This window comes from Paenibacillus sp. 1-18 (assembly GCF_000520755.1).
GTDB classification, from domain to species: domain Bacteria; phylum Bacillota; class Bacilli; order Paenibacillales; family Paenibacillaceae; genus Paenibacillus; species Paenibacillus brasilensis.
Genome location: NZ_ASSB01000278.1, coordinates 1 through 20642, shown reverse-complemented (window position 1 = coordinate 20642; position 20642 = coordinate 1). Strand labels below are relative to the sequence as shown.

Here is a 20642-nt window from a genome sequence, read left to right as displayed (position 1 = left end):
TGAAATTAATTCCAGCGGGTTGGAAGAAGCGAATTCACTCGAACAACAGGAGCATTGCCGCGTGTATATACACGCGGTACCCTGCCTGCGATCATGCAGATCACCTCATAGTGGATCGTACCAAGCTTGGATGCCAGCTCATCCGCCGCAATAGCCTCGCCGGACTGCTGACCGATGAGAACAACCTCTTCGCCGGTTTGAATTTCTTCCGCATCCTCTGCGAAAGATTGTAAGGAAACCATACACTGGTCCATGCATATTGTACCGAGTACCGGGACGCGGCGACCGCGTATCAACACATCGACCTTCCCGCTCAGCATGCGGGAATATCCATCTGCGTAGCCGATCGGCAAGGTACCGATCCGCTCTTCACTGGAGGTCACATACCGGGTACCATAGCTAATCCCCCAGCCCGGAGGCAGCGTCTTGGTATAAACTACCGCCGTCTTCAACGACAACACGGGCAACAGTGCAACGGCTTGCCGGTTTACCTCGTCAGACGGATACAGTCCGTATATACTGATGCCAATCCGTACCAAGTTAGGGGAAAGCGAAGGGGTATCAATGGTAGCCGCGCTGTTGCCCGTATGTATAATGGGAATGGTAATACCATGCTCCCTTAGCGCTTCCACCACGCCCCGAAACCGATCATATTGTAGCAGTGTATAGCTTTTGTCTTCTTCATCCGCGCGGGCAAAATGGGTGTACATGCCTTCCAGCAGCACCTGCTCCAACTGCCCGGCCTGCTGCATAAAGGCAATAGCCGTTTCTCCAGGCAGTAGCCCGAGTCTTCCCATGCCGCTGTCTATTTTGATGTGCACCTTCAGCTTGCGTCCGCTTCCTTTGCGGTCCAATCGGCGGATACCCTCCAGCACTTCCTCACTGAACACCGTCAGTGAAATGTCATGCTCCCATGCCGTTTGTACAGCTTCCGGTGGGGTATAGCCGAGTACAAGGATTGGCAGTTCAATCCCCGCATGACGAAGCTCCAAAGCCTCGTCCAAAAAAGCGACGCTCAAATAATCCACACCCAGACGTTCCAATTCCTTTGAAATTTCTACGGCACCGTGTCCATAGGCGTTAGCCTTGACACAGACCAGCAGCAGCTTATCCGCTGGCAATGCCTTGCGAAAAGCCTCATAGTTGGCGCCAAGGTGATCCAGGTTGATTTCGGCCCGGGTCGATCTGTATTGTGCTTGCAATATCCAGTCACCTTCTTCAATTGTTAGCCTGTAACATAACCTTTTACCATTCGGAATGTTGCAAAGTCCTTATTCCTAAAGGTTAATGGTAATATTCAGAAACGTGGCTGTCAAATGACAGGGGGCGTTTTGCCAGCCTCCTCTACCATCTCTGCAATGAACAGGATATACAAGCGATGCACATCTTAGACCGCGAATGAACAAAAGACGGATACGGGCGGCAGCAGAGCATTGTACACTCTAGACCGTCTGCATCCGTCTTATAAGGTTTTATTTACCCGATTGATCCTGTATAGAAGCGGCAATTTGTATCATTTCGCTCACAGGCAGGTCAGCACTGGTGATTCGGAACTCGATTCCATCATTCATCCAGGTCAGGGTTTGCTGCTCACTTCCTGTCAGAACGGCAAAACTTCCTCCAATATCAACCAGTTCACCTGCGGTTAGAGCGACTGCCCGATCTTTCGGACGTGCCTCCACAATCGTATAGTTGTACGTTCCGCTATATCGCAGCATCACCGCATGTGTTCCATTTTCCTCCAGCTCCGGCGTATCCTTGAGTTGCACTCCGGCTGGTGTGTAGGACGGTTCGATCAATCCAAACTCACCCATCATAGCTTCTGCAGCATCTGTGCCAGCCGATGTTCCGGTTGCTGCATCAGATGCTTCTGGATTTTGCTTCTGCTCCGTGCTGGCTGCTGTATCGGATTTCGAAGTATCGTCTGTGGCAGCTCCGTCCACCTTCGCTTTACCAGACTGCTGCTGAGCTGCGTTTCCTGCTGTTCCCTGCTCTTGCCCAGATTCGCTGGACTTCACGCCAGTCGCCCCATCTATCGCACCGCCAGGATTAAGCTGACTGCTGGAATCCACTGCTCCAGAAGATGGCGCACCTTCACTCTTCGTATTTGTTTTACCCGAAGCCATATTGCGCTCCATATCAAAAGAGTCCTTGTCGAACTTCGTATCAAAAGCAAATTGATCGAATTTCAGATCAACGACGACCTTGGCGTTCGCATCAGAAACCTGTACCTGAGTGGGTGCATAGTTGCTTTTGGACAACCATATCTTTTGTCTGACCAGCGCGTGGCTGTTGTAATTTGCCGCCACATCAAACACATAGGATTTATCGTCGGTAGCCAGCTGGCGTGAGGCATCTCCGATAATGCTGCGCACCAGCGTTTCATACAAATATACTTGGCCTTGGTTGTTCGGCCAGTCGCTTTTAAAGCGGAAGCTCTTGTTCAGGCTGGGCGTGAGTACAAATACACCCTCGTCATTACGCAGCACGATCTGTGTAACATCTTTTTTCTCGTTCGTCATAGCAATTCGGTAATAGGACGGCTTGCGGTAGGAGATATCCACCTTGTATTCCTGCGGCGTATCGCCGGTATGCAGCGTCATCAAAGCTGTACCGTGATAGCTGTTCAGGTCGCTCACCACGTCACTCAAATCTTTAACCACATCGTCCGCGCTCTTCTTGCCGCACCCGGCCAGCAGCAGCGTTACACACATGACCATGGCAAGCATCCATGAAATCCGGCGCATGTCATCAACCCCTTCAGCACATGTTTTAAATGAATTAGTACATGTCTATGAAGGACTTGTTCGATTTATGCAGACTGGCATGACAAGCTGGAGGCATATCTATTGTACCTTCCTCTATCACGAAAAAGAGCCGTTCCCGCGCAGGGAACAGCTTTGCATTAAGCGAGCTGCCTGCCGTGCGTCAAGGCCGGGTATACTTCACAGATGCAGACCGCTGGAACTGGAGCGATGCCATGACCCGACAAAAGCTGCTCACTGCCCTGCCCAAGCTGCTTGGCGCATCATTACAAGATGGTCGTATTTTCCAAAAAAATACTACATTAGACCCTGAATGCTTCCATCAGCCTCCAGCGACATATGCTCGGCGGCCGGGGATTTAGGCAGTCCAGGCATCGTCATGGTATTGCCCGTCTCCACCACTACAAAGCCTGCGCCTGCGGATAAAGAAGCCCTGGACACGTGAATTGTAAAGTCTTCCGGTGCGCCTAGCAGAGATGGCTGATCTGAAAAGGAATAGGGGGTTTTGGCCATACACACAGGCAGTTGTCCGAAGCCAAGCTGCTCCATATCGGACAACGCCCGTTTAGCCGTCGGGGTATACACTACTTCTGCCGCCCCATAGATCTCCTTCGCAATCATACCAATTTTCGTTGGCAAATCAAGTGCAGCATCATACAAAGGTGCAAAGCGGGCTTTATCCTCCTGGAGCAGATCTAGCAGGCTTTGAGCCAAGCGTTCTCCCCCACGGCTTCCCTGCGCCCATACCTGCGACAGCTCGGCGGGTACACCCAGCCTGCGGCATTCCGCCAGAATCAGTTCCAGCTCGGCTTCATGATCTGTCACAAAATGGTTAATCGCTACCAGTACAGGCACGCCAAACTTTTGCAAATTCCGTACATGCCGGTTCATATTGGCTAAACCAAGCTGTAATTGCTCCAGATTTTCCGCATCCAGCTCATTTTTAGAGACTCCGCCGTTATATTTCAGTGCTTTCGCGGTGACGACCAATACAGCCGCATCTGGCTGCAGCCCGGACTGGCGGCACTTGATGTCAAAAAACTTTTCTGCCCCCAGCTCAGCCCCGAATCCGGCTTCCGTGACGACTACCTCTCCCAGCTTCAACGCCAGCTTCGTTCCGATCAGACTGCTGCACCCATGTGCAATATTCGCAAAAGGCCCACCATGCACAATGACTGGAGTTCCCTCCAACGTTTGTACCAGATTGGGCTTCAATGCTTCCCGAAGCAGCACAGCCATGCCCTCCACCGCGTGTAGCTGCCCTGCTGTTACCGTTTCGCCTGCTTCGTTATAACCAATCACCATGCGACCCAATCGTACTTTTAGATCGTTCATATTTTCACTTAAGCATAGTACCGCCATTACTTCCGAGGCCGAGGTAATCAGAAAGCCACTTTCTCTCACCGCTCCATTACCCGAGCCCAATCCGGTCACAATACTTCGCAAGCTCCGGTCGTTCATATCTACAGCCCGTTTCCACACGATCCGTTCCGGCTTCAGGCGCAAAGCATTTCCATGAAACAAATGGTTATCAATCATCGCTGCCAGCAAATTATGTGCTGCCGAAATCGCGTGTATATCCCCTGTAAAATGCAGATTAATGTCTTCTGCCGGAACAATCTGGGCCTTTCCTCCCCCAGTGGCTCCCCCTTTCATACCAAAGCAGGGTCCAAGGGACGGCTCACGCAGCGCAGCAACGGTTTTGTGCCCGAGCGCATTCAGTGCCTGTGACAGCCCGATCGTCGTTAGCGTTTTTCCTTCTCCCGCTGGCGTTGGATTCATCGCCGTAACCAGCACCAGCTTTCCATTCGGGCGATCCTTCAACTGCTCCCACAGGGACGGATTCAGCTTTGCTTTATATTTTCCATACGTCTCCAGATGTTCCTCTTCAATTCCCGCTTCCTTGGCTACCTCAATAATCCTCTTCATTCCTCGTTATGTACCCCCCATTTTTAGGTCAGACCCATGGTGTCAAACACTCTATATGTTATTTTACCAAAGTGTGCCGTTTATTGCGCTATGATTCATCTCATCGCAACCGTTTTCATCATGTGAGCTATAAAAAAAGAGCATCCCCCGTCACGTAGACTTTGGTGGATACTCTTTGGGCGTGTCTCGTTTAATGACCGGCTCTTATATTAACCTACAGCGTTAGCAGCGTAATTTTCGGCAATAAATCCTTTAGAAATCAGGACAGCTTGGGCTTTCTTGGTCGCAGGGCCATAGCCCTGAGTCAGCAGATCATTAATATGTAAGCGGTTATATATGAAGCAAAATACAAAGCTGGACGCCCCGCTCGTAAGGATCGATACCAGAAAAATAATAACAGCCCACTTCCAATCCCCTCTAAACAGCGCAGGGAAAAAACCGAAAAAGAGCGTGGTCCATGAAAATCCCACTTTGCGCTCCTTGATCATTCCCGTTTTATTTCTTAATTTAATTTTCATATTACCCCTTTCCTTTCTCTATATATAGTCTTTTGGAACTACAGTAGATTATATAACGTAGAGGGAATAAGTGGAACTTATCTTTTTGTCTAAAATAGCAATTCACTCAAACACTTTCTAGCTTATAATGCTTTTCTAACGCTTCTTTAAAAGCATCGACAGGGTACTGGTATTGCACCGTTTTAAATACAATCCGGTTGTTCCACTGATTTTTTTCCAGCTCGCAACCATGCTCCATATCCAATTCCCTCATGACGAAAATAATCTCATCCAAGGTTCTCATCACACTATAGCTGTTCGTCGTCGTAGCCAGCATCTGCTCGCCTTCCTGTGTGTATGCCTTTACGATCTGCTCATCAAAACCTTCACTGATCATCAATTCCTTCAGGGCTTGGACAAAAAGAGTCGGCAGGTGTTTGTACTGCGATTTTTTAATCCCAAACAGCGTAATGCTCAAGCGGGATGCATCATGCATAAACACAATATTTTTTCTCCGATTCAGTAAAAACAAGCTGGCATGCCAACTGTTTAAAGGCGGATAAATATCAACGTGAAGTGGTTCGGCAGCCCATTCCTTCAGCAGTTTTTGTGTTCCCCGTATAACAAACATCGTTGCTCTCCTTTATTGACGGTCCTGTGCCGCAGCTCATGATTTGACATGCCTGATCTCTTGCCTACAGCATGTCCCGGATATCATAACACCCTATTCCTAAGATTAGATTGTAAACTCTTTCAGTATAATATAGGGGAACTGTAACTGCCAGTAATTTGATTACATCTTGTGTTAGGGTTGAGTTGACCTCGGTAATCCCACTTACTTCTCATGAGCGGATTTAAATATATTTCTTGTTGTGGTTAAAGAGCCGTCATTCAAGAGACGATATTGTGCCGGGACGAATTTCAATACATCTCATGTTGTGGTTAAAGCAAGATTAATCGGATCGACTTGGCTTATCATACCGAATTTCAATACATCTCATGTTGTGGTTAAAGGATGCGATGAAGCAATGGAGCCGCGATGTTCAGAAACATTTCAATACATCTCATGTTGTGGTTAAAGCCCGCTCCTGGCCGTGCTCCTCCATAGTTCTTGCTGATTTCAATACATCTCATGTTGTGGTTAAAGAAACAAAGCAGCTCATTAACGCCAAACTACGTGAGTATTTCAATACATCTCATGTTGTGGTTAAAGATATTTACCCCAGGATGTGCTGGTTGTCCTTCAGAAATTTCAATACATCTCATGTTGTGGTTAAAGTACACGGATGGTGTATCTAAAAAATATTTAGACGCATTTCAATACATCTCATGTTGTGGTTAAAGCAGATAAGACGTTGGCAGCTACGGCAGGAGCGCCGCATTTCAATACATCTCATGTTGTGGTTAAAGCAACGAGTCTTTGAAAACTCCTATATCGGCAAAGTATTTCAATACATCTCATGTTGTGGTTAAAGGTCCCTAATACCGCCTCTTAATACCACTAGGTTATCATTTCAATACATCTCATGTTGTGGTTAAAGTGAGCAGGAACAGCATTGGCTACCTCCGCCGTAGCTATTTCAATACATCTCATGTTGTGGTTAAAGTTAATAACGGCGCTGACGTTGACACGATCATCAAAAATTTCAATACATCTCATGTTGTGGTTAAAGTCAGGGTTGATGGGAGAAAACGCTGGAGAATCCATATTTCAATACATCTCATGTTGTGGTTAAAGTAAGAAAAGACAACTTCGTGGATGCTTTAAACTGTTATTTCAATACATCTCATGTTGTGGTTAAAGGACGCAGTGCGCATCGACCGTGCTATACAATCTGGATTTCAATACATCTCATGTTGTGGTTAAAGTTTCGTTCACGCAGTACAATCCCCGTACCTACTTCAATTTCAATACATCTCATGTTGTGGTTAAAGACGGAAAAGGGTAAAGGCGGTATGAAGATTCCAGAAATATTTCAATACATCTCATGTTGTGGTTAAAGGCTAGTAAAATCAAGCTTTTTAATTTCAGTAATGTGCCTAGTTTACTACAGCCCCAAGGGTTTCGCAATTTTTCCCCAACCGGAAAAGGGGTGACGCTAATTGCACAGAAAATCCTCGATAACCCTTGGGGCAGTAAGAAGAACCAGCTATCTGTCCATTAAGGCGGTTGGGAAAATTACAGTAATAAGGACTCCGAATCATTCAAACGGACACCGATGATTTCCTCGTCGAAAACATAATCACCTGTCATCTTAAAAACGGCAACAAAGTCGGTCCCTTCATCAATAACCTTTTTTAACTCAGCGCGTAGCTGAATTAAATTAGCGGGGGTAATTTCACCTCGAAATACGGATTTCTGGAAATGAACGAGATACTTTTTACATATTTTAAATACCTTGCCCACTCGTTCTTCTCCGATATCATACACCAGAATGACATAGTTATAATTTTTCGCCATATCCTTCTACCTCTTTTCCTTTTCCAAAAAGGGAACAAAAGGCGTTCCTTCGACGATATGCTTTTTTAACTTGTAATCATCATATTTAATAGCAGATAAATAGCTGACCTTCCGTTTAAGTGTGCCATGATCGAACACCTGCTTCATCCGATCTTCAAGCGCGGTGATAAATACATCGCGACCCGTCCCATTTAAAATACAGTAATTATAATCCTTTTCAAAATGCTTATTGACCTGTATTCTTCGGTTGTTCACCAATTCAAAAATAGGGCGGTACACCAGCAATGGCTTAAACGGCTCGGACAGATCCAGACTGAGGGAAAATCGTCGATCGCTCGGTTCATGCAGAAAACTGATACTCTGATCCAAATGCGTATGATAAATTTGCGAAATCGTTTTCGTGTACAAAATGGTATTACCAAAGCTAATTAGTGCATTCAGCGGATTGTCCGGCGGGCGCTTGACCCGCTTATTCATTTTAAAGTCTTCGGGCAGGAACGTCTTAAATGTATCGTAAAACCGTCTCCAAATCTCCCCTTCCACACTCAACAGTCTCGGAATATCCTCCATTTTATCTAATAATCCTGGTACATCTTTTTTTAGCCAGTCCAGATATGGTTTGATCTCCTTGTTGCCATGTTTATAATAATGATACAGCACTTCATGGATGTTAGCTGCAATGGCACCAATAAAAGCAGCAGCAATAGGTATTCTTCTCTCCAAACAGGCTTTCGCTTGCAATAGCTTAACCTTACCGCTCATCCTTGCGTCCTTCGGATAAAAGGTGCCTCTAAAATGACCATAGTAATCGAAGAAATGGACTGTTATCCCTGCCATCGACAGAAAAGACAGGAGCTTGCTGTTCAACGTTATCTCATTCAGCAAATATAGCTCCTTCAATCCATGAATCGGCAGGTGTATGATCCCTTTTTCTTCACTCCGAAATGTCAGTGAATTATCTTCACGTCCCAAAATGCCCGGAGTACGAATATATCTGGTAGAGGGTGCTGTTTTGGACATTTTTGTCGTCCTCCTTTCTTATAAAAAGCAGTAGGCAAGATAGGCGCAGCGGGTACATTTTTTCTCACGTATCGCCGGATCGGGCTGCTCCTGCTGCAAATATTGCTCCAACTCAGCCAACAACTGCTCCATCGCCTGTTCTGCCGCTTCATCCAGCTCCAACTCTATCGTTTTACTAGCCTGTTTGTTGCGCTCGCTAAACTGGATTTTTCCCTTGCGCTCCATCCCTTTTTGCTTGAGTACATACATGTAATACAGCGTCTGCCATTTCGTTGCTTCTACATCAGCGTCAGACTTTTTGATTTCGGTCACATAGTCGCTGGTCAGCTTGTCCACTTTGATGCCCTCTATTGCAACTTCGCGATTTTTCTTCCCTTCACTTTGCAGCTCATGCATGACCTTGCCAATTCGTACATCCTCACTGTCATCCTCAAAATTCATCCCGTTGGCAAACAACCAGCATTGTCTACGGCAGTGTACATAATAGTTCACCATCGTTCCGGTAATTCTCATAGCAAAAGCCTCTTTTCATCTTCCTCATATCTAGCACGATTAAACTTCTTGGTATTCGTCCTCTCGTCCATATCCATATATTGTTCACCGTGCTCCACGAAATACAAAGTACCTATACAACGGGTGTGTATCCCTGGCTTTACCTTTCCCCATTTTGCATACATGTGGGGAACCGGATAAATAAAAGTAAAGTTATTCATTTGAGCACGCACCAAAGACAAGCGAATCATTCTTTCTGAATAGTCCATCTCCAACCGCTTGTCTGACAATCTAACAAACTCATCCCACACATCTTGACCGTTCAGCGGGGGAGCGTCTTTCATTGGACAGGTATAGTTCAGGAACAGCGTCACACTTTGATCAGGAATGAGGTTCATATGCTCTTGTACATCTGGAAATTCAAGTTCCTGCACTTTTTTGGTAAAATCGCTCCAATGCTGTTTATCCGGTTTTTCACGAGACTTGTTGATTTCACGAATAACATTCTCATAAAATCCACTGAAATCCTTATTTTCAAGCATTTTTTGGTATGCTTCTTCCTTGAGATCAAATGCAACACGCAAGTCGTTTTTATATATACTACTTGCCTCGTCACAATTAAAGAAATAAGCCTGACAGTAGTCACGGAGACAAGAACGATTCAGTCGTCCCAAAAATTGCTCCTCGCTATCCAGCAAAGAAATATCTTTAAAGCCCACATCCATATCAATGTCTACCCCGGCTTCAATCACCTGTGTTGCTACAACGATCACATCACTCAGATAAAACCTCCCATGTTCGTCCTTCCCCAATTTCTGCAACAGCTCTTGGCGATAGGAGAAGCTATCATCCCCGGTAAGCTCATAGACGTCAATGCCCGTATCCTGCTCTAGCACCAGATTATAAAATTGGCGTGCCGTCTTTTTCTTGATAAACTCGATCAGCACCCGATTCCCTTGTCTATCCCTCTTTCGCTGCTTGATTACAGATTGAACATGCTCCAATACTTGTTCCGGCTGCATCTTGCCCTGTTTTAACAAATTAAAATCCAGCTTCACGCGCTCTCTAAACAACGAATGGGTAAAATAACGATCCCGGTTCTGCACCAGTGTATAGGTTTGTATAGCTTCCTCATTATCCTGCTGCTCCAGTAACAAATCCAGATTTGGCAGGGTAGCGGACATGATAATAATTTTAATGTTCAGAATATCCGCAAAGGATCGCAGAAAATGAATAATTTCCTTCCACAATTCATTGCGGTAGCTCTGAATTTCATCCAATACAATGACACTATTGCACAAATGAGCGAATGCTAGATTGACCTCTCGTCCTGTCCCGAATAGATAATTAAAAAAATTCACATGAGAAGTCAGTGTCACCGGATATTGCAGCAATTGACGCTCCAACAGCACTCTTTTGAAATCCGTATTATCTGGCTCCTTGTCCTTCCCTTCCAAAGTAGCTTCTGCCTCTAGTTCTTCCTCGGTCACCATCGGAGTAATCGAATTAATAACTTCCACCCGATAGCCGTTTACCTGCTCCTTGTGGAAAATCCCATTTAGTGTCTGTCTCGCCTGCTCGATTAGAGAATTGAACGGAAATACGTAAATTAACTTGTTCAGTCCCAAGCCGCTATTCAGCAAATGCAATGCCAGATTTATAGACATGTTGGTTTTGCCTGAACCTGTAGGGGCTTCAAGATAAAAAACAGGCTCTTGCAGTCGCTCCAACAGTCGTCTTTCCGTTTCAATAAACAACGCCGCCCGTAGCTGATTCATCTCAGACAAGCCAGAAGCATCAGGATTTTGGCGATAGGACTCAATCCCCCGCACAATTCCCGTCTGACGATAAGCCTCCAGCATGGGCTCCACTGGTAGACGTTCTCCAAAATAATGCATCTCCGGCACTTGCTGCTCTATATATTGATACGTTGCCCGAAAATCCGATGCGACCATCGTGGAGTACAGCAGCTTGACCAACACATAGAAAGGAAAGGGCCTGTGTATTTTATTCTGACGTTTATTGCCTTCCAGACGGATGCATCCAAATACGTTATCATTTTGTAGCAAGTCCTGCTGATCACGATAATAGCGAATATAATCAGGATTCTCTTTGATCCGGTTATATTGATTTCTTATTTTCAGCTCAAATTCGTTGATCTGCCCTCCCATATCTTCATCCATGTTTCCCAGGTATGTATGGTGGCGGGAGATCGTATACGCGAATGAATATAAAAGATGATGCAGGAATGCAAGTACTTTGCGTTTATGCTTCTTACGGTTTGGATACAGCTCTGTTGTATCATGCCATTCCTGCACCTGTTGCAAATGAATATGCAAGTAAAGCACAGCAGACAGCATGGAATGGTTACTGTCTCCCAACTCAGCGTTCCTTTTAACTTCATTGTTCTTCATTTTGATACGTTGGAAGGCCGGGTTCACCTTGCCAAGATCGTGCAAATAAATGGCTTGTCTAAAATAGTACATGATCATTTGCCTTAATGATTCATCCAGCGGTTCACCATCTATGCCAAGACGATCCAGCGCCCTATGTACCGCAGCTTCCACACCATTATCCCTCATTAGTATCTCAGCATGATGCATGACCAGATCGCTATGCTCCTCCAGCATTTCATCCTGTTGAAGCCCCTCTTCTATTGCCGTGTGCGCCTTCAGCCTCCCTTTCCCTTCCTCCGTTAGCCAATGCTGTATGGATACATGAATACGCAATTCGTCTTCCCTCTTTTCCTTGGGTACAATTTTAAAAAATCCATTTAAAAAACCGGGCACTCCCCATCCTGACAATGGAGAATACCCGGTGTTGATTCCATCTACGAAAGCAACCGCCCCGCCCTTATCTAGATAAAATACAAGGTGCGGCCATTATCAGCATCCCGGTACATTTTTTGTAGATCTTCGGCTTTTAGCTCATCTGTATCTATCTCCTGATTAGAAAATACAAGCGGCTCCAGAATGTAACCGTTGTTGGCTGCATTTAGCCCTACGGGAAGGTACTCTTGCAAGTAGGATTGCATCTGATCATCTTTCACATATCCTCCCGTATCCACAAGTACATGCGCAGCCCGGAGGGAGTCGATATATTCCGGTTCATCTACTGGCTCCAACTCAACCAACCGAGCTTTGGATATCGTAGCCGGATGATCGTTTTTCCCCAGATAAGGAATGTATTCAGCCTTGGAATGCTGTACATAATCTGCGAGCCGATCAAAAACTTCCTGATCTACACCTCCATCATCTGCCACGTAGATCGTCCAGCGTGGACGCTCCAACCATTGCTCTCGCACATTCAGCACACCGCCCTCTTCCTGGCTGGCATAACCGACTGTGTTGTTGAAGATCTGGATTTTTTTCGAAAAATATCCTCGATCCCCGTGTGGCACGATGCTCACTGATGCATGACAAAACACCTCATAAAATTCAGGGTACGGCATCGCCGGATTATCCTGTTTGGCTTTACCGCCCAACGCCATATTCCGTTCATACTGCTGCGTATAGCCGCCAAGTCCGAGTACCGCACCGAGCAAGCCATATAACGCAACCTTATGAATATGACTGTATGTAAAATACGCATATACGTTAACATCCGGCTTTTTAAAAAACGCTGTTTCTCCGCTCAACTCAAATCGTAACGCCTGCATACTTTCTTCCCTCCTTCCCCGATGTAATAATCCTCTAGCCTTGAGGAAGCTCGCTGCGCGTAAAGATGTTAAACGTCCGCAGCCCCGGAAAATCCAGCTTTACACGCGATGCATACGGATTAACGTATAATTCTACCGTTTCAATTTCCTCGTTTACATCGTTCAAAAGCGCTGCAAGGGCCGATAAATCATAAACCGTCTGCTCTCCATCCTTGTCCTTATCTACCTTCACATAAGGGTCCAAATTCGGTAAATACGCCGGGCTCCCCGCTTTAAATTCCACAAATAAGGCAAAAGCATTTTCCGCACCGGATTTACTGTTGGTATTTTGCAAAGTAGCCCCGGTCAAAGCTCCCGTTTTGAAAGCCTGATATGCTTCCTCCGTATACCCTTCAAAGCCCCCGGCTGCCAGCAGTTCCACATAGTGATCATAATGCTTCGGATTGACGGAAAAAGGATATACATAATGGGATTCATCCACCGTTCTCTTTTTACCAATCGAGGTGGCGTCATTGTCCTCGCTCTTTTCATTTGAGTTACGAAACGGAGATAAAATATCCTGTACCTCCAGATTCGACCAGTCAAATTTATTAAAGCCCTGACCAATTTGTACCGGACCAGCAAGACCAATATTCTGATCCTTCACCGCAAACGTTGCACCAAAATTCATCACATCCACACATTGAAACAGCTTGCTCAGCACTTCACGTGAATTTTTGGATACTTCTTCACCGAAAAGATATTCATAACGTTCTGCGAGATTACGAGGCTGGAGCTTCTCTTCTTTCCCTTTGTCCGCATCCTTTGCCTTGTCCACCTTCTTATCCTTGCCGCTGCTCACTTTATACGAACGAATATACAGTACCTTCTGGCCTTCCTCTGCCCATAAGCGCTTAATGCTGTATTTTAACGCCTTGTCGCTACCAAAAATTTGGCCCGTGCTGGTTGTCTTTGGCTGCCCGCTAAAGTCTGCATTCCAGTTCGCCATCCGGCTGACAATCCCGATTAGTCCTACCACACGATTAGTTTTCTTCGCCATGTCCGTTCTCCCCTTCGCTGCTTGGTTTCTCGTTCTCGCCTTTTTTCCAGAACCAGTTGTCCGAAAATAACCCCGCCAGGAACATTTCTCTTGCATCTTCATGCTGGAATTCCTTATCCGGCTGATAGGCGTTCACATTCGCTAAAGCCCAATTTAATTTAGTATATTGCAGCAGTATTTTGTGGCGATGCAAATGATACGCTTCTTCGATACGTCTCTTAAGCTGTCCACTGCGCTTTGCCATGAAAAAAGGCCCGAGTAAATCTCCTTTTTTCTGCTGGGCTTCAGACTGACTTTTCAAATAAAAAGCAAGCTGCCCTGCCAAATAATAAAACTCATCATCCGTCTCTACATAGACCGGCTCTGGATTGGCTGTCTGTTCCGTTTGCCCTGCTCCATGTGCGTTTTCCTTCTGTTTCCGCTTATCCAAGGTGTCCAACTTTTCTTTGAGTTTATTAGACACTGCAATCAGGCGATTTCCCATAGCTGTGTACTCCTCTCCTTCCAAATGAGCCATTAACGAAAGTCTTACATTCATCGCATCGGCCAACCCACTCAGATCCAGCTTCGACTTCTCTTGCCCTGCTGGTTCTACCCGCAGTAGCTGTTCCTCCAACAGACGAAGCGTTACCCGTGCAAATTGAGAACGGATCGTGGCGGTCGTTCCCTTGAAAAACCAGTCATGGAAGCCCTTTTTGCTCTGCATAAATAGTGCAACCATCCCACTGGTAAAATCCTTTTCTCTCGCCTTCGGCTCATCTTGAAGAAAATCACCGTTCATCCGCCCGCGAAAAAAGCGTCTGCTGATGTCCTTTTGCAGTTGCTCCACATTTTCCAGATAGCCGTAATCCTTCATAAACGCTTCGCCATCGTTATTTTTGGTCATCAGACCCAGTGCATTCTTGAGCCGAATATTAACATGGACTTTTTTTGAAAAAGGTACATTCTCAAAGTCTTGTACCTCGTTGTCCTTTCCCTCCACGTAAACCAAAAAATAGCCTTCTGCGACTTTCTCAGAATTCTTGGAAAAATCCGTACGATAGCCAAATTTGTTCATTCGAAACTTGGGCTGAGAAAGGAGCCATTCAGACGCTTCCTTGACCAGCAATGCTTCCTCCAAAGATAAACGGACAGGCGCTCCAACACGCATCGTTTTATGCTCTAAATACGGCTTCTTGCTGTTCATACTCATATTAAAGCCGGGAAGACCTGTCAAAGCTCCGTCTACCATTTGGTTATAGTCATTACTATTAAAGATTTTTGGGATGGTATATAGCAAATATTCATAGCCATACATTTCGTCCCATGAATAAAAGCTGGAAGATTCGTTAGATGAGTGATCCATTGATGAGTGAAGTGGAGTAGATTCTGAGGTGAGAAAGATTTTAACGTAATTCTTAAAAGGAATCGTTCGGATATGGTCGATGAAAGCAGACAGGTTTGTAGCATACCATTGCTCAATCTGTGCAATACTTGTCCGACGTTCCTCACTTACGAGATATTCAAGCGCAGATGCATAGTCCGTATCAGAGAAAAATTGCTGCGTAGGACTGGTGAAGATAGTCTCGGTGCTGCTTTTCTTACTGGCATTTTTGCTGCTAGTCTTCTTGATACCTATCAGCTCATCCCACTTTTTCTGCACCTCAGATGCCTGAGTCTTGTCCAGAAAACGGGTAAGATGCGTGCTCATCCCGGTGGTTCCATCTGCCAGTGGCTCAGCTAAAAAAACATCCCTTTTTGCATATAGGGTGTACGGATTATTGGAATGAAGCTGTTTGCCGGGATCTACGGCTTTGTTCATGGAGATCAGAGAACTCACATAATCTTTTTGTTGGAACCATTCAAAAAGCTTCCCACGTGCTCGATCAGGTTCTTCTTTAGTAATGATCATATGCTCGCTTTCAAACTGGCTGACCTGTTCATTCCAACCTTGATCCACCCGCAAACGAATATACAGCCCTTCCTTGGGTTGGTGTCTTAGAAATGTGATGTTGGGAAAATCATTCCTCGCCAATAAATAGCTGTTCGTCAAATCCTTCAGCATACCTCGCGCCTCCTTTCCACGTTATTCCAATCCTTTGGCGATACAGAAGCCTGCCCCAAGGATGCTATTTTTTTCTGCCGCTCCTGAGCCTAACACAACATTTGCCAGCATCTGTGAATGTTCATCTTCTCTGACAAGTAGCCGTAGTTTATTGCCTAGTAGCTTACGTCCTTTATAGGCCAAGGCAATCGGCTTATGATTCAACACCTGAATCCCTTCAATAAAAGGCTGCTCCAGTCGAATAGGCTGATCTGGGTACAGATGATTATATTTTTTCTCCGCGTTAGCATGAATCCGTTGCAGTAAAAGCTCTACACTCAGACCGGGTACCCACGGCTTGCCTTCAATGGTCACAATAGCAGGGGTGACAGTGGTCAGCTCGGTGATATGCACCAGCTTTTTGGATTGCACGGGAGATGCAGCGATAAACTGGAAATATTCATCCTCCTGTAAGGCTTGCAGTGCTGCCGATATTCGACGTAACGTAATCTCCATGGAACTGCGGATCGTAATGACGTATACACGACCTTGCTTATATACCCCCTCCTTTTCACGCGGAAAAGGCGATCCGAATGTATAGTGCTTGTAGTCCTTGTCATAGTGCGTCTGCTTTAACGTTTCGTCATTCAGCCCCGCCCGACCAATCCAGGCTCCGATACGCTCCGGTATCTCCAGATGATGAGATAATTGTTTCATTAACGTTGTTACATGAATTTCAAAGCACAATATATTCACCTCCTAACTTGATATAGAGTATAGACCTTGCCCCATGATTTGTAAATATTTTTTTCATTATACTTCTATTTTAAAATAAGGTTCGACGGTACTTAGACCGCTACACGTGCAGATTGTTCTTCCGATTGCTGTTATCCCCGGATTTTCTGGATTGTATAAACCCATCAGGGGTTAAAATCCGGGGATAAAGGCAAACGCTTACGCTTCTCCAGAACAATTCTGCCCGCTTCGCTGCTTAGGACTGAGTATATTTCATGTTGTGGTTAAAGAGGAAAGCACGGACTCATCGGAATCATAGTCCCGCCCTGATTTCAATACATCTTATAGTGTGGTTAAAGGGAATCCGCTACATCCTGCGGAGTGGCGTAAACAATATTTCAATACATCTCATGTTGTGGTTAAAGATTTGCTTTAGGTCATCAATCTTATCTCGTAATTCTATTTCAATACATTCCATGTTATGGTTAAGGTTAACATATTTATTTTATATTGGTATTGGGGTATTATTTCAATACATCTCTTGTTGTGGTTAAAGCCAAACGACGCGGTGGGCGCAGACGTTAAGGATTCCTTATTTCAATACATCTCATGTTGTGGTTAAAGACTTGATGGACAAGCGTTGGGGCACTGATAGCGAAAATTTCAATACATCTCATGTTGTGGTTAAAGGCTGGAGACGGATTATACTGTCGCGGTGGCTGCTGTATTTCAATACATCTCATGTTGTGGTTAAAGACATATTTGATCTGCTTCATCTTCTGTAATAAACCAGATTTCAATACATCTCATGTTGTGGTTAAAGAAAAGGGCTTATGAGGAACGGGATATTATTGTATTATTTCAATACATCTCATGTTGTGGTTAAAGGCCACGTGGAAGGCTCCATACAAGTTTTTCATAGCCATTTCAATACATCTCATGTTGTGGTTAAAGCCATAATAGCAATCAAAAACCAATTGCATGATCTGCATTTCAATACATCTCATGTTGTGGTTAAAGGAATCGAACGCCAGTGAGTATTCAAGTTTTATGTAATTTCAATACATCTCATGTTGTGGTTAAAGGAGAAAGAACCTAAGTATGCTACTGCTCAAGAAGCCAATTTCAATACATCTCATGTTGTGGTTAAAGGCTAGTAAAATCAAGCTTTCTAAAATCGCAATGTGGTTATTTTACTACAGCCACAAGGGTTTCGCAATTTTTTCCCAACCGTAGGTCGCTTCTTGCCAAGTGTTAAGAAAAATAGCTGTATCCCCTGTGGTTCTAAGAATTCCCCTCGCTCTAGCTAGTTATAAGGTTGGGAAAAACATAGACCTTTGGTCTAGTCGAGATCGCTTACCTAAGAGTATAATGTAAAATGCATCAGAAAAAATTGCTCATAATGAATGAAACACTTGGTGTATTTAAATTTATAATTCTAGTTTTAAAATACTGAAAACTAGACTATGACCATAACATCCGATGTTTCTTTTCTTTTTGTTCGGATATATTCTTACTAATGGCTGTGAGCTACTTCTTTCTGAATAGCCAATTAGTAATTGAACCCAATACCAAACTTACTAAAAAAGAAGTAAATACCGATTTTAAAATAATAGGCAGTATTGATTGATTTCGAATATCCACGATATTTACAAGGAAACCTACAAATATAATTATAAAAATGGCAATATAATCCACTTTTCTGAAGTCTTTCATATTAATCATCCTTTTAGAATTTGAGTTTTAAAGAGTATATTAGAGTGAAAATAATGCACCCAAATGTCAAAACCTCCTGACCATTTTAAGTGGTTTAGGAGGCCTTTGCTTTTTCAAAATAGATAAGATTTGAGTTGGATAAGGCTAAACAATTTTAACTATTGAGTCATCGAAAAAAGTATTTTTAGCAGGATCTTTCTCCCGCCCTAAAATGCTATTTTGAATGGATTTGTACCTTTTTTTCTGGTGCTTAACTGCCAGACTACGGTAGGATTCAAACAGGGCAACACATTTTTTAAAACTGGTATCGTCTTTTAAGCTGTCAGCATACTCAATTGCTCTTAGGACGGCATCAATCCCAAGACCCGGTTTGCCCTCCTTGAATCTATAGATGCTGAGCTGATATAGGAATTCAACGTAATAGTTCAAATTTTGGGGTTCTCCATAGAAGCCACCCAGTTCTCCGACTCTTTCTGCAAAATCCTTCAAAATAGGATTGATGTCGTAATTATGCATAATTGCCGATTCTAGAATCGTGATCATACCCGGAATTACCTCTTCAGCCGAATGTTCATGTAAAAACTGAATATATTCCGGTAGAACCTCTTCTTTGCCTTATAGTAAGTCTAAGGTGTATGTATTCGCTTTAGCTAACGTTCGGTAGTCTTCCACCTCTTGTAATCCCTCTTCATTAAGGCCGTCTACCCAACCCAGTTCGGCGTATTTTTCAACACACTCTCTAGAGAACTCATACTTACCTTGTTTTTGAAAAGCTATACCTTTGGTTAATTGACTAAATCCTAAGTAGTATACAAGTGGTCGTTTCATATGTAAAGTTCTAGGCTGTCCACCTTTTGTACGTTCCAACTGCTGTTGTTCGTATACCTGATGAACTTGAGTATGCAGTTGGTCTGCAATTTGAATCATTTGTTCCCATTCCTCAAGCGAAAAAGCCATTTTTAGCATTCCGACAATGGAATCAAGATCTGTTACTTCACCAAAGTCAAATTCTTTCACACGCAATTCCTTCTTGGTTACATTTTAATCCAATTTTATATGTTTTCTTCCTAAATATCAATCAAAATTCCCGAATTTTTGTCGATTGTTAACGTATTTAAGTGGATTATAAAAATAAGGAGTATAATTGGGGCTGGCAATTATCGTATAGTGTTCAAAAGGGGTGTTGTTTCATTACATCGCATGTTGTGGTTAAAGGCTAAATGAGTTGCGCGAGCAAAACAATAACCTGCAATTTCAATACATCTCATGTTGTGGTTAAAGTTTATACAAGGACAGCCGTCATGGTGAGTTTATCTGATTTCAATACATCTCATGTTGTGGTTAAAGTGGAAGTCGGACATTAAGCTCAACGGAAATTATTACATTTCAATACATCTCATGTTGTGGATAAAGCGCCAGAATCCGGCGCACTCCTTACCCGGTATTTGTATTTCAATACATCTCATGTTGTGGTTAAAGATGTAGCTCAGTACGTACAGCTTGTACGCACACAAAATTTCAACATCTCATGTTGTGGTTAAAGTAGTACGTGCGAATTGGTTGGCGTAGAAGAAGTATCATTTCAATACATCTCATGTTGTGGTTAAAGCCGGATTTGTCCGGCGTATACAATACCCCAAATTTAATTTCAATACATCTCATGTTGTGGTTAAAGACCAAGAACCACGCTAAACGAATGGAGACAAGCGTTATTTCAATACATCTCATGTTGTGGTTAAAGTCATCTTCGACATACCGAAGCGAGAAACACCACCGAATTTCAATACATCTCATGTTGTGGTTAAAGGAATGATCACGGAACTCCATGAAAAGCTTCAGCGTGATTTCAATACATCTCATGTTGTGGTTAAAGTGTTTACGCAGAACCGTCGGCTATTATATCAGAATTATTTCAATACATCTCATGTTGTGGTTAAAGGAATTGTTGTGAGTGTTTATCGACAGAGGATGATTCCATTTCAATACATCTCATGTTGTGGTTAAAGGGCCAAAAACTATTTTCCGATAATGAATGATTTTTAATTTCAATACATCTCATGTTGTGGTTAAAGGATGGGTGCAGGGCGAATGTCCTGCCGCACACATTGATTTCAATACATCTCATGTTGTGGTTAAAGGGCTTATTTTTCGCCAATTCAGAGCTGATGACTCTAATTTCAATACATCTCATGTTGTGGTTAAAGGCCACGTTCTCATAGAGTATCAATGCCGCTTCATGTATTTCAATACATCTCATGTTGTGGTTAAAGGGTTCCTTCGATGTTTATCTATAAAAAATTTATCAAG

15 protein-coding genes and 3 CRISPR repeat arrays are annotated in these 20642 nt (G+C 44.0%); all 15 genes read right to left on the bottom strand.

What is annotated here, in order from left to right; translation table 11 throughout:
- Window positions 1-5: 5 nt before the first annotated feature.
- The 15 genes from alr to L693_RS28255 all read right to left on the bottom strand — a co-directional run bounded on the left by alr (window position 6) and on the right by L693_RS28255 (window position 19352).
- Window positions 6-1202, bottom strand: coding sequence for an alanine racemase (alr, locus tag L693_RS0117510; protein WP_025718663.1), 1197 nt, complete (start codon window positions 1200-1202; stop codon window positions 6-8).
- Window positions 1203-1472: 270 nt separating this feature from the next.
- Window positions 1473-2747: an outer membrane lipoprotein-sorting protein gene (locus L693_RS0117505; protein WP_025718661.1), complete on the bottom strand. Its 1275-nt coding sequence runs from the start codon at window positions 2745-2747 to the stop codon at window positions 1473-1475.
- 315 nt (window positions 2748-3062) lie between these two features.
- Complete coding sequence (locus tag L693_RS0117500) at window positions 3063-4694, bottom strand: formate--tetrahydrofolate ligase (RefSeq protein ID WP_025718658.1); 1632 nt, start codon at window positions 4692-4694, stop codon at window positions 3063-3065.
- Window positions 4695-4903: 209 nt separating this feature from the next.
- Window positions 4904-5212 (bottom strand): hypothetical protein, encoded by a 309-nt coding sequence (locus L693_RS0117495; protein ID WP_025718656.1) that lies wholly within the window; start codon window positions 5210-5212, stop codon window positions 4904-4906.
- Window positions 5213-5318: 106 nt separating this feature from the next.
- Window positions 5319-5822: a DUF6933 domain-containing protein gene (locus L693_RS0117490; RefSeq protein ID WP_025718655.1), complete on the bottom strand. Its 504-nt coding sequence runs from the start codon at window positions 5820-5822 to the stop codon at window positions 5319-5321.
- A 221-nt stretch (window positions 5823-6043) separates the two neighbouring features.
- Window positions 6044-7194: direct repeats of the CRISPR family, unit length 30 nt; unit sequence ATTTCAATACATCTCATGTTGTGGTTAAAG.
- 176 nt (window positions 7195-7370) lie between these two features.
- Window positions 7371-7652, bottom strand: a complete 282-nt coding sequence (cas2, locus tag L693_RS0117480) for a CRISPR-associated endonuclease Cas2 (protein ID WP_025718653.1) — start codon at window positions 7650-7652, stop codon at window positions 7371-7373.
- Window positions 7653-7658: 6 nt separating this feature from the next.
- Window positions 7659-8672, bottom strand: a complete 1014-nt coding sequence (gene cas1b, locus L693_RS0117475) for a type I-B CRISPR-associated endonuclease Cas1b (RefSeq protein ID WP_025718651.1) — start codon at window positions 8670-8672, stop codon at window positions 7659-7661.
- 18 nt (window positions 8673-8690) lie between these two features.
- Window positions 8691-9185: a CRISPR-associated protein Cas4 gene (locus L693_RS0117470; RefSeq protein WP_007429323.1), complete on the bottom strand. Its 495-nt coding sequence runs from the start codon at window positions 9183-9185 to the stop codon at window positions 8691-8693.
- Entirely contained in the window at window positions 9182-11953 is a 2772-nt protein-coding gene (cas3, locus tag L693_RS0117465) for a CRISPR-associated helicase Cas3' (RefSeq protein ID WP_231503691.1), read from the bottom strand. Before cas3 ends, L693_RS0117470 begins: the two co-directional genes overlap by 4 nt.
- Window positions 11954-12021: 68 nt before the next feature.
- Window positions 12022-12822, bottom strand: coding sequence for a type I-B CRISPR-associated protein Cas5b (gene cas5b, locus L693_RS0117460; protein WP_025718648.1), 801 nt, complete (start codon window positions 12820-12822; stop codon window positions 12022-12024).
- A 34-nt stretch (window positions 12823-12856) separates the two neighbouring features.
- Entirely contained in the window at window positions 12857-13861 is a 1005-nt protein-coding gene (locus L693_RS0117455) for a type I CRISPR-associated protein Cas7 (RefSeq protein WP_025718647.1), read from the bottom strand.
- Window positions 13845-15905: a hypothetical protein gene (locus tag L693_RS0117450; RefSeq protein WP_025718646.1), complete on the bottom strand. Its 2061-nt coding sequence runs from the start codon at window positions 15903-15905 to the stop codon at window positions 13845-13847. Before L693_RS0117450 ends, L693_RS0117455 begins: the two co-directional genes overlap by 17 nt.
- A gap of 21 nt (window positions 15906-15926) precedes the next feature.
- Entirely contained in the window at window positions 15927-16640 is a 714-nt protein-coding gene (locus tag L693_RS0117445) for a CRISPR-associated protein Cas6 (protein ID WP_231503690.1), read from the bottom strand.
- A 308-nt stretch (window positions 16641-16948) separates the two neighbouring features.
- A CRISPR array of direct repeats spans window positions 16949-17771; the repeat unit is 30 nt; unit sequence ATTTCAATACATCTCATGTTGTGGTTAAAG.
- A gap of 708 nt (window positions 17772-18479) precedes the next feature.
- Window positions 18480-18878 (bottom strand): hypothetical protein, encoded by a 399-nt coding sequence (locus L693_RS28260; protein WP_049825203.1) that lies wholly within the window; start codon window positions 18876-18878, stop codon window positions 18480-18482.
- Between the two features lie 72 nt (window positions 18879-18950).
- Entirely contained in the window at window positions 18951-19352 is a 402-nt protein-coding gene (locus tag L693_RS28255) for a hypothetical protein (protein ID WP_049825202.1), read from the bottom strand.
- 168 nt (window positions 19353-19520) lie between these two features.
- Window positions 19521-20605: direct repeats of the CRISPR family, unit length 30 nt; unit sequence ATTTCAATACATCTCATGTTGTGGTTAAAG.
- Window positions 20606-20642 lie beyond the last annotated feature (37 nt).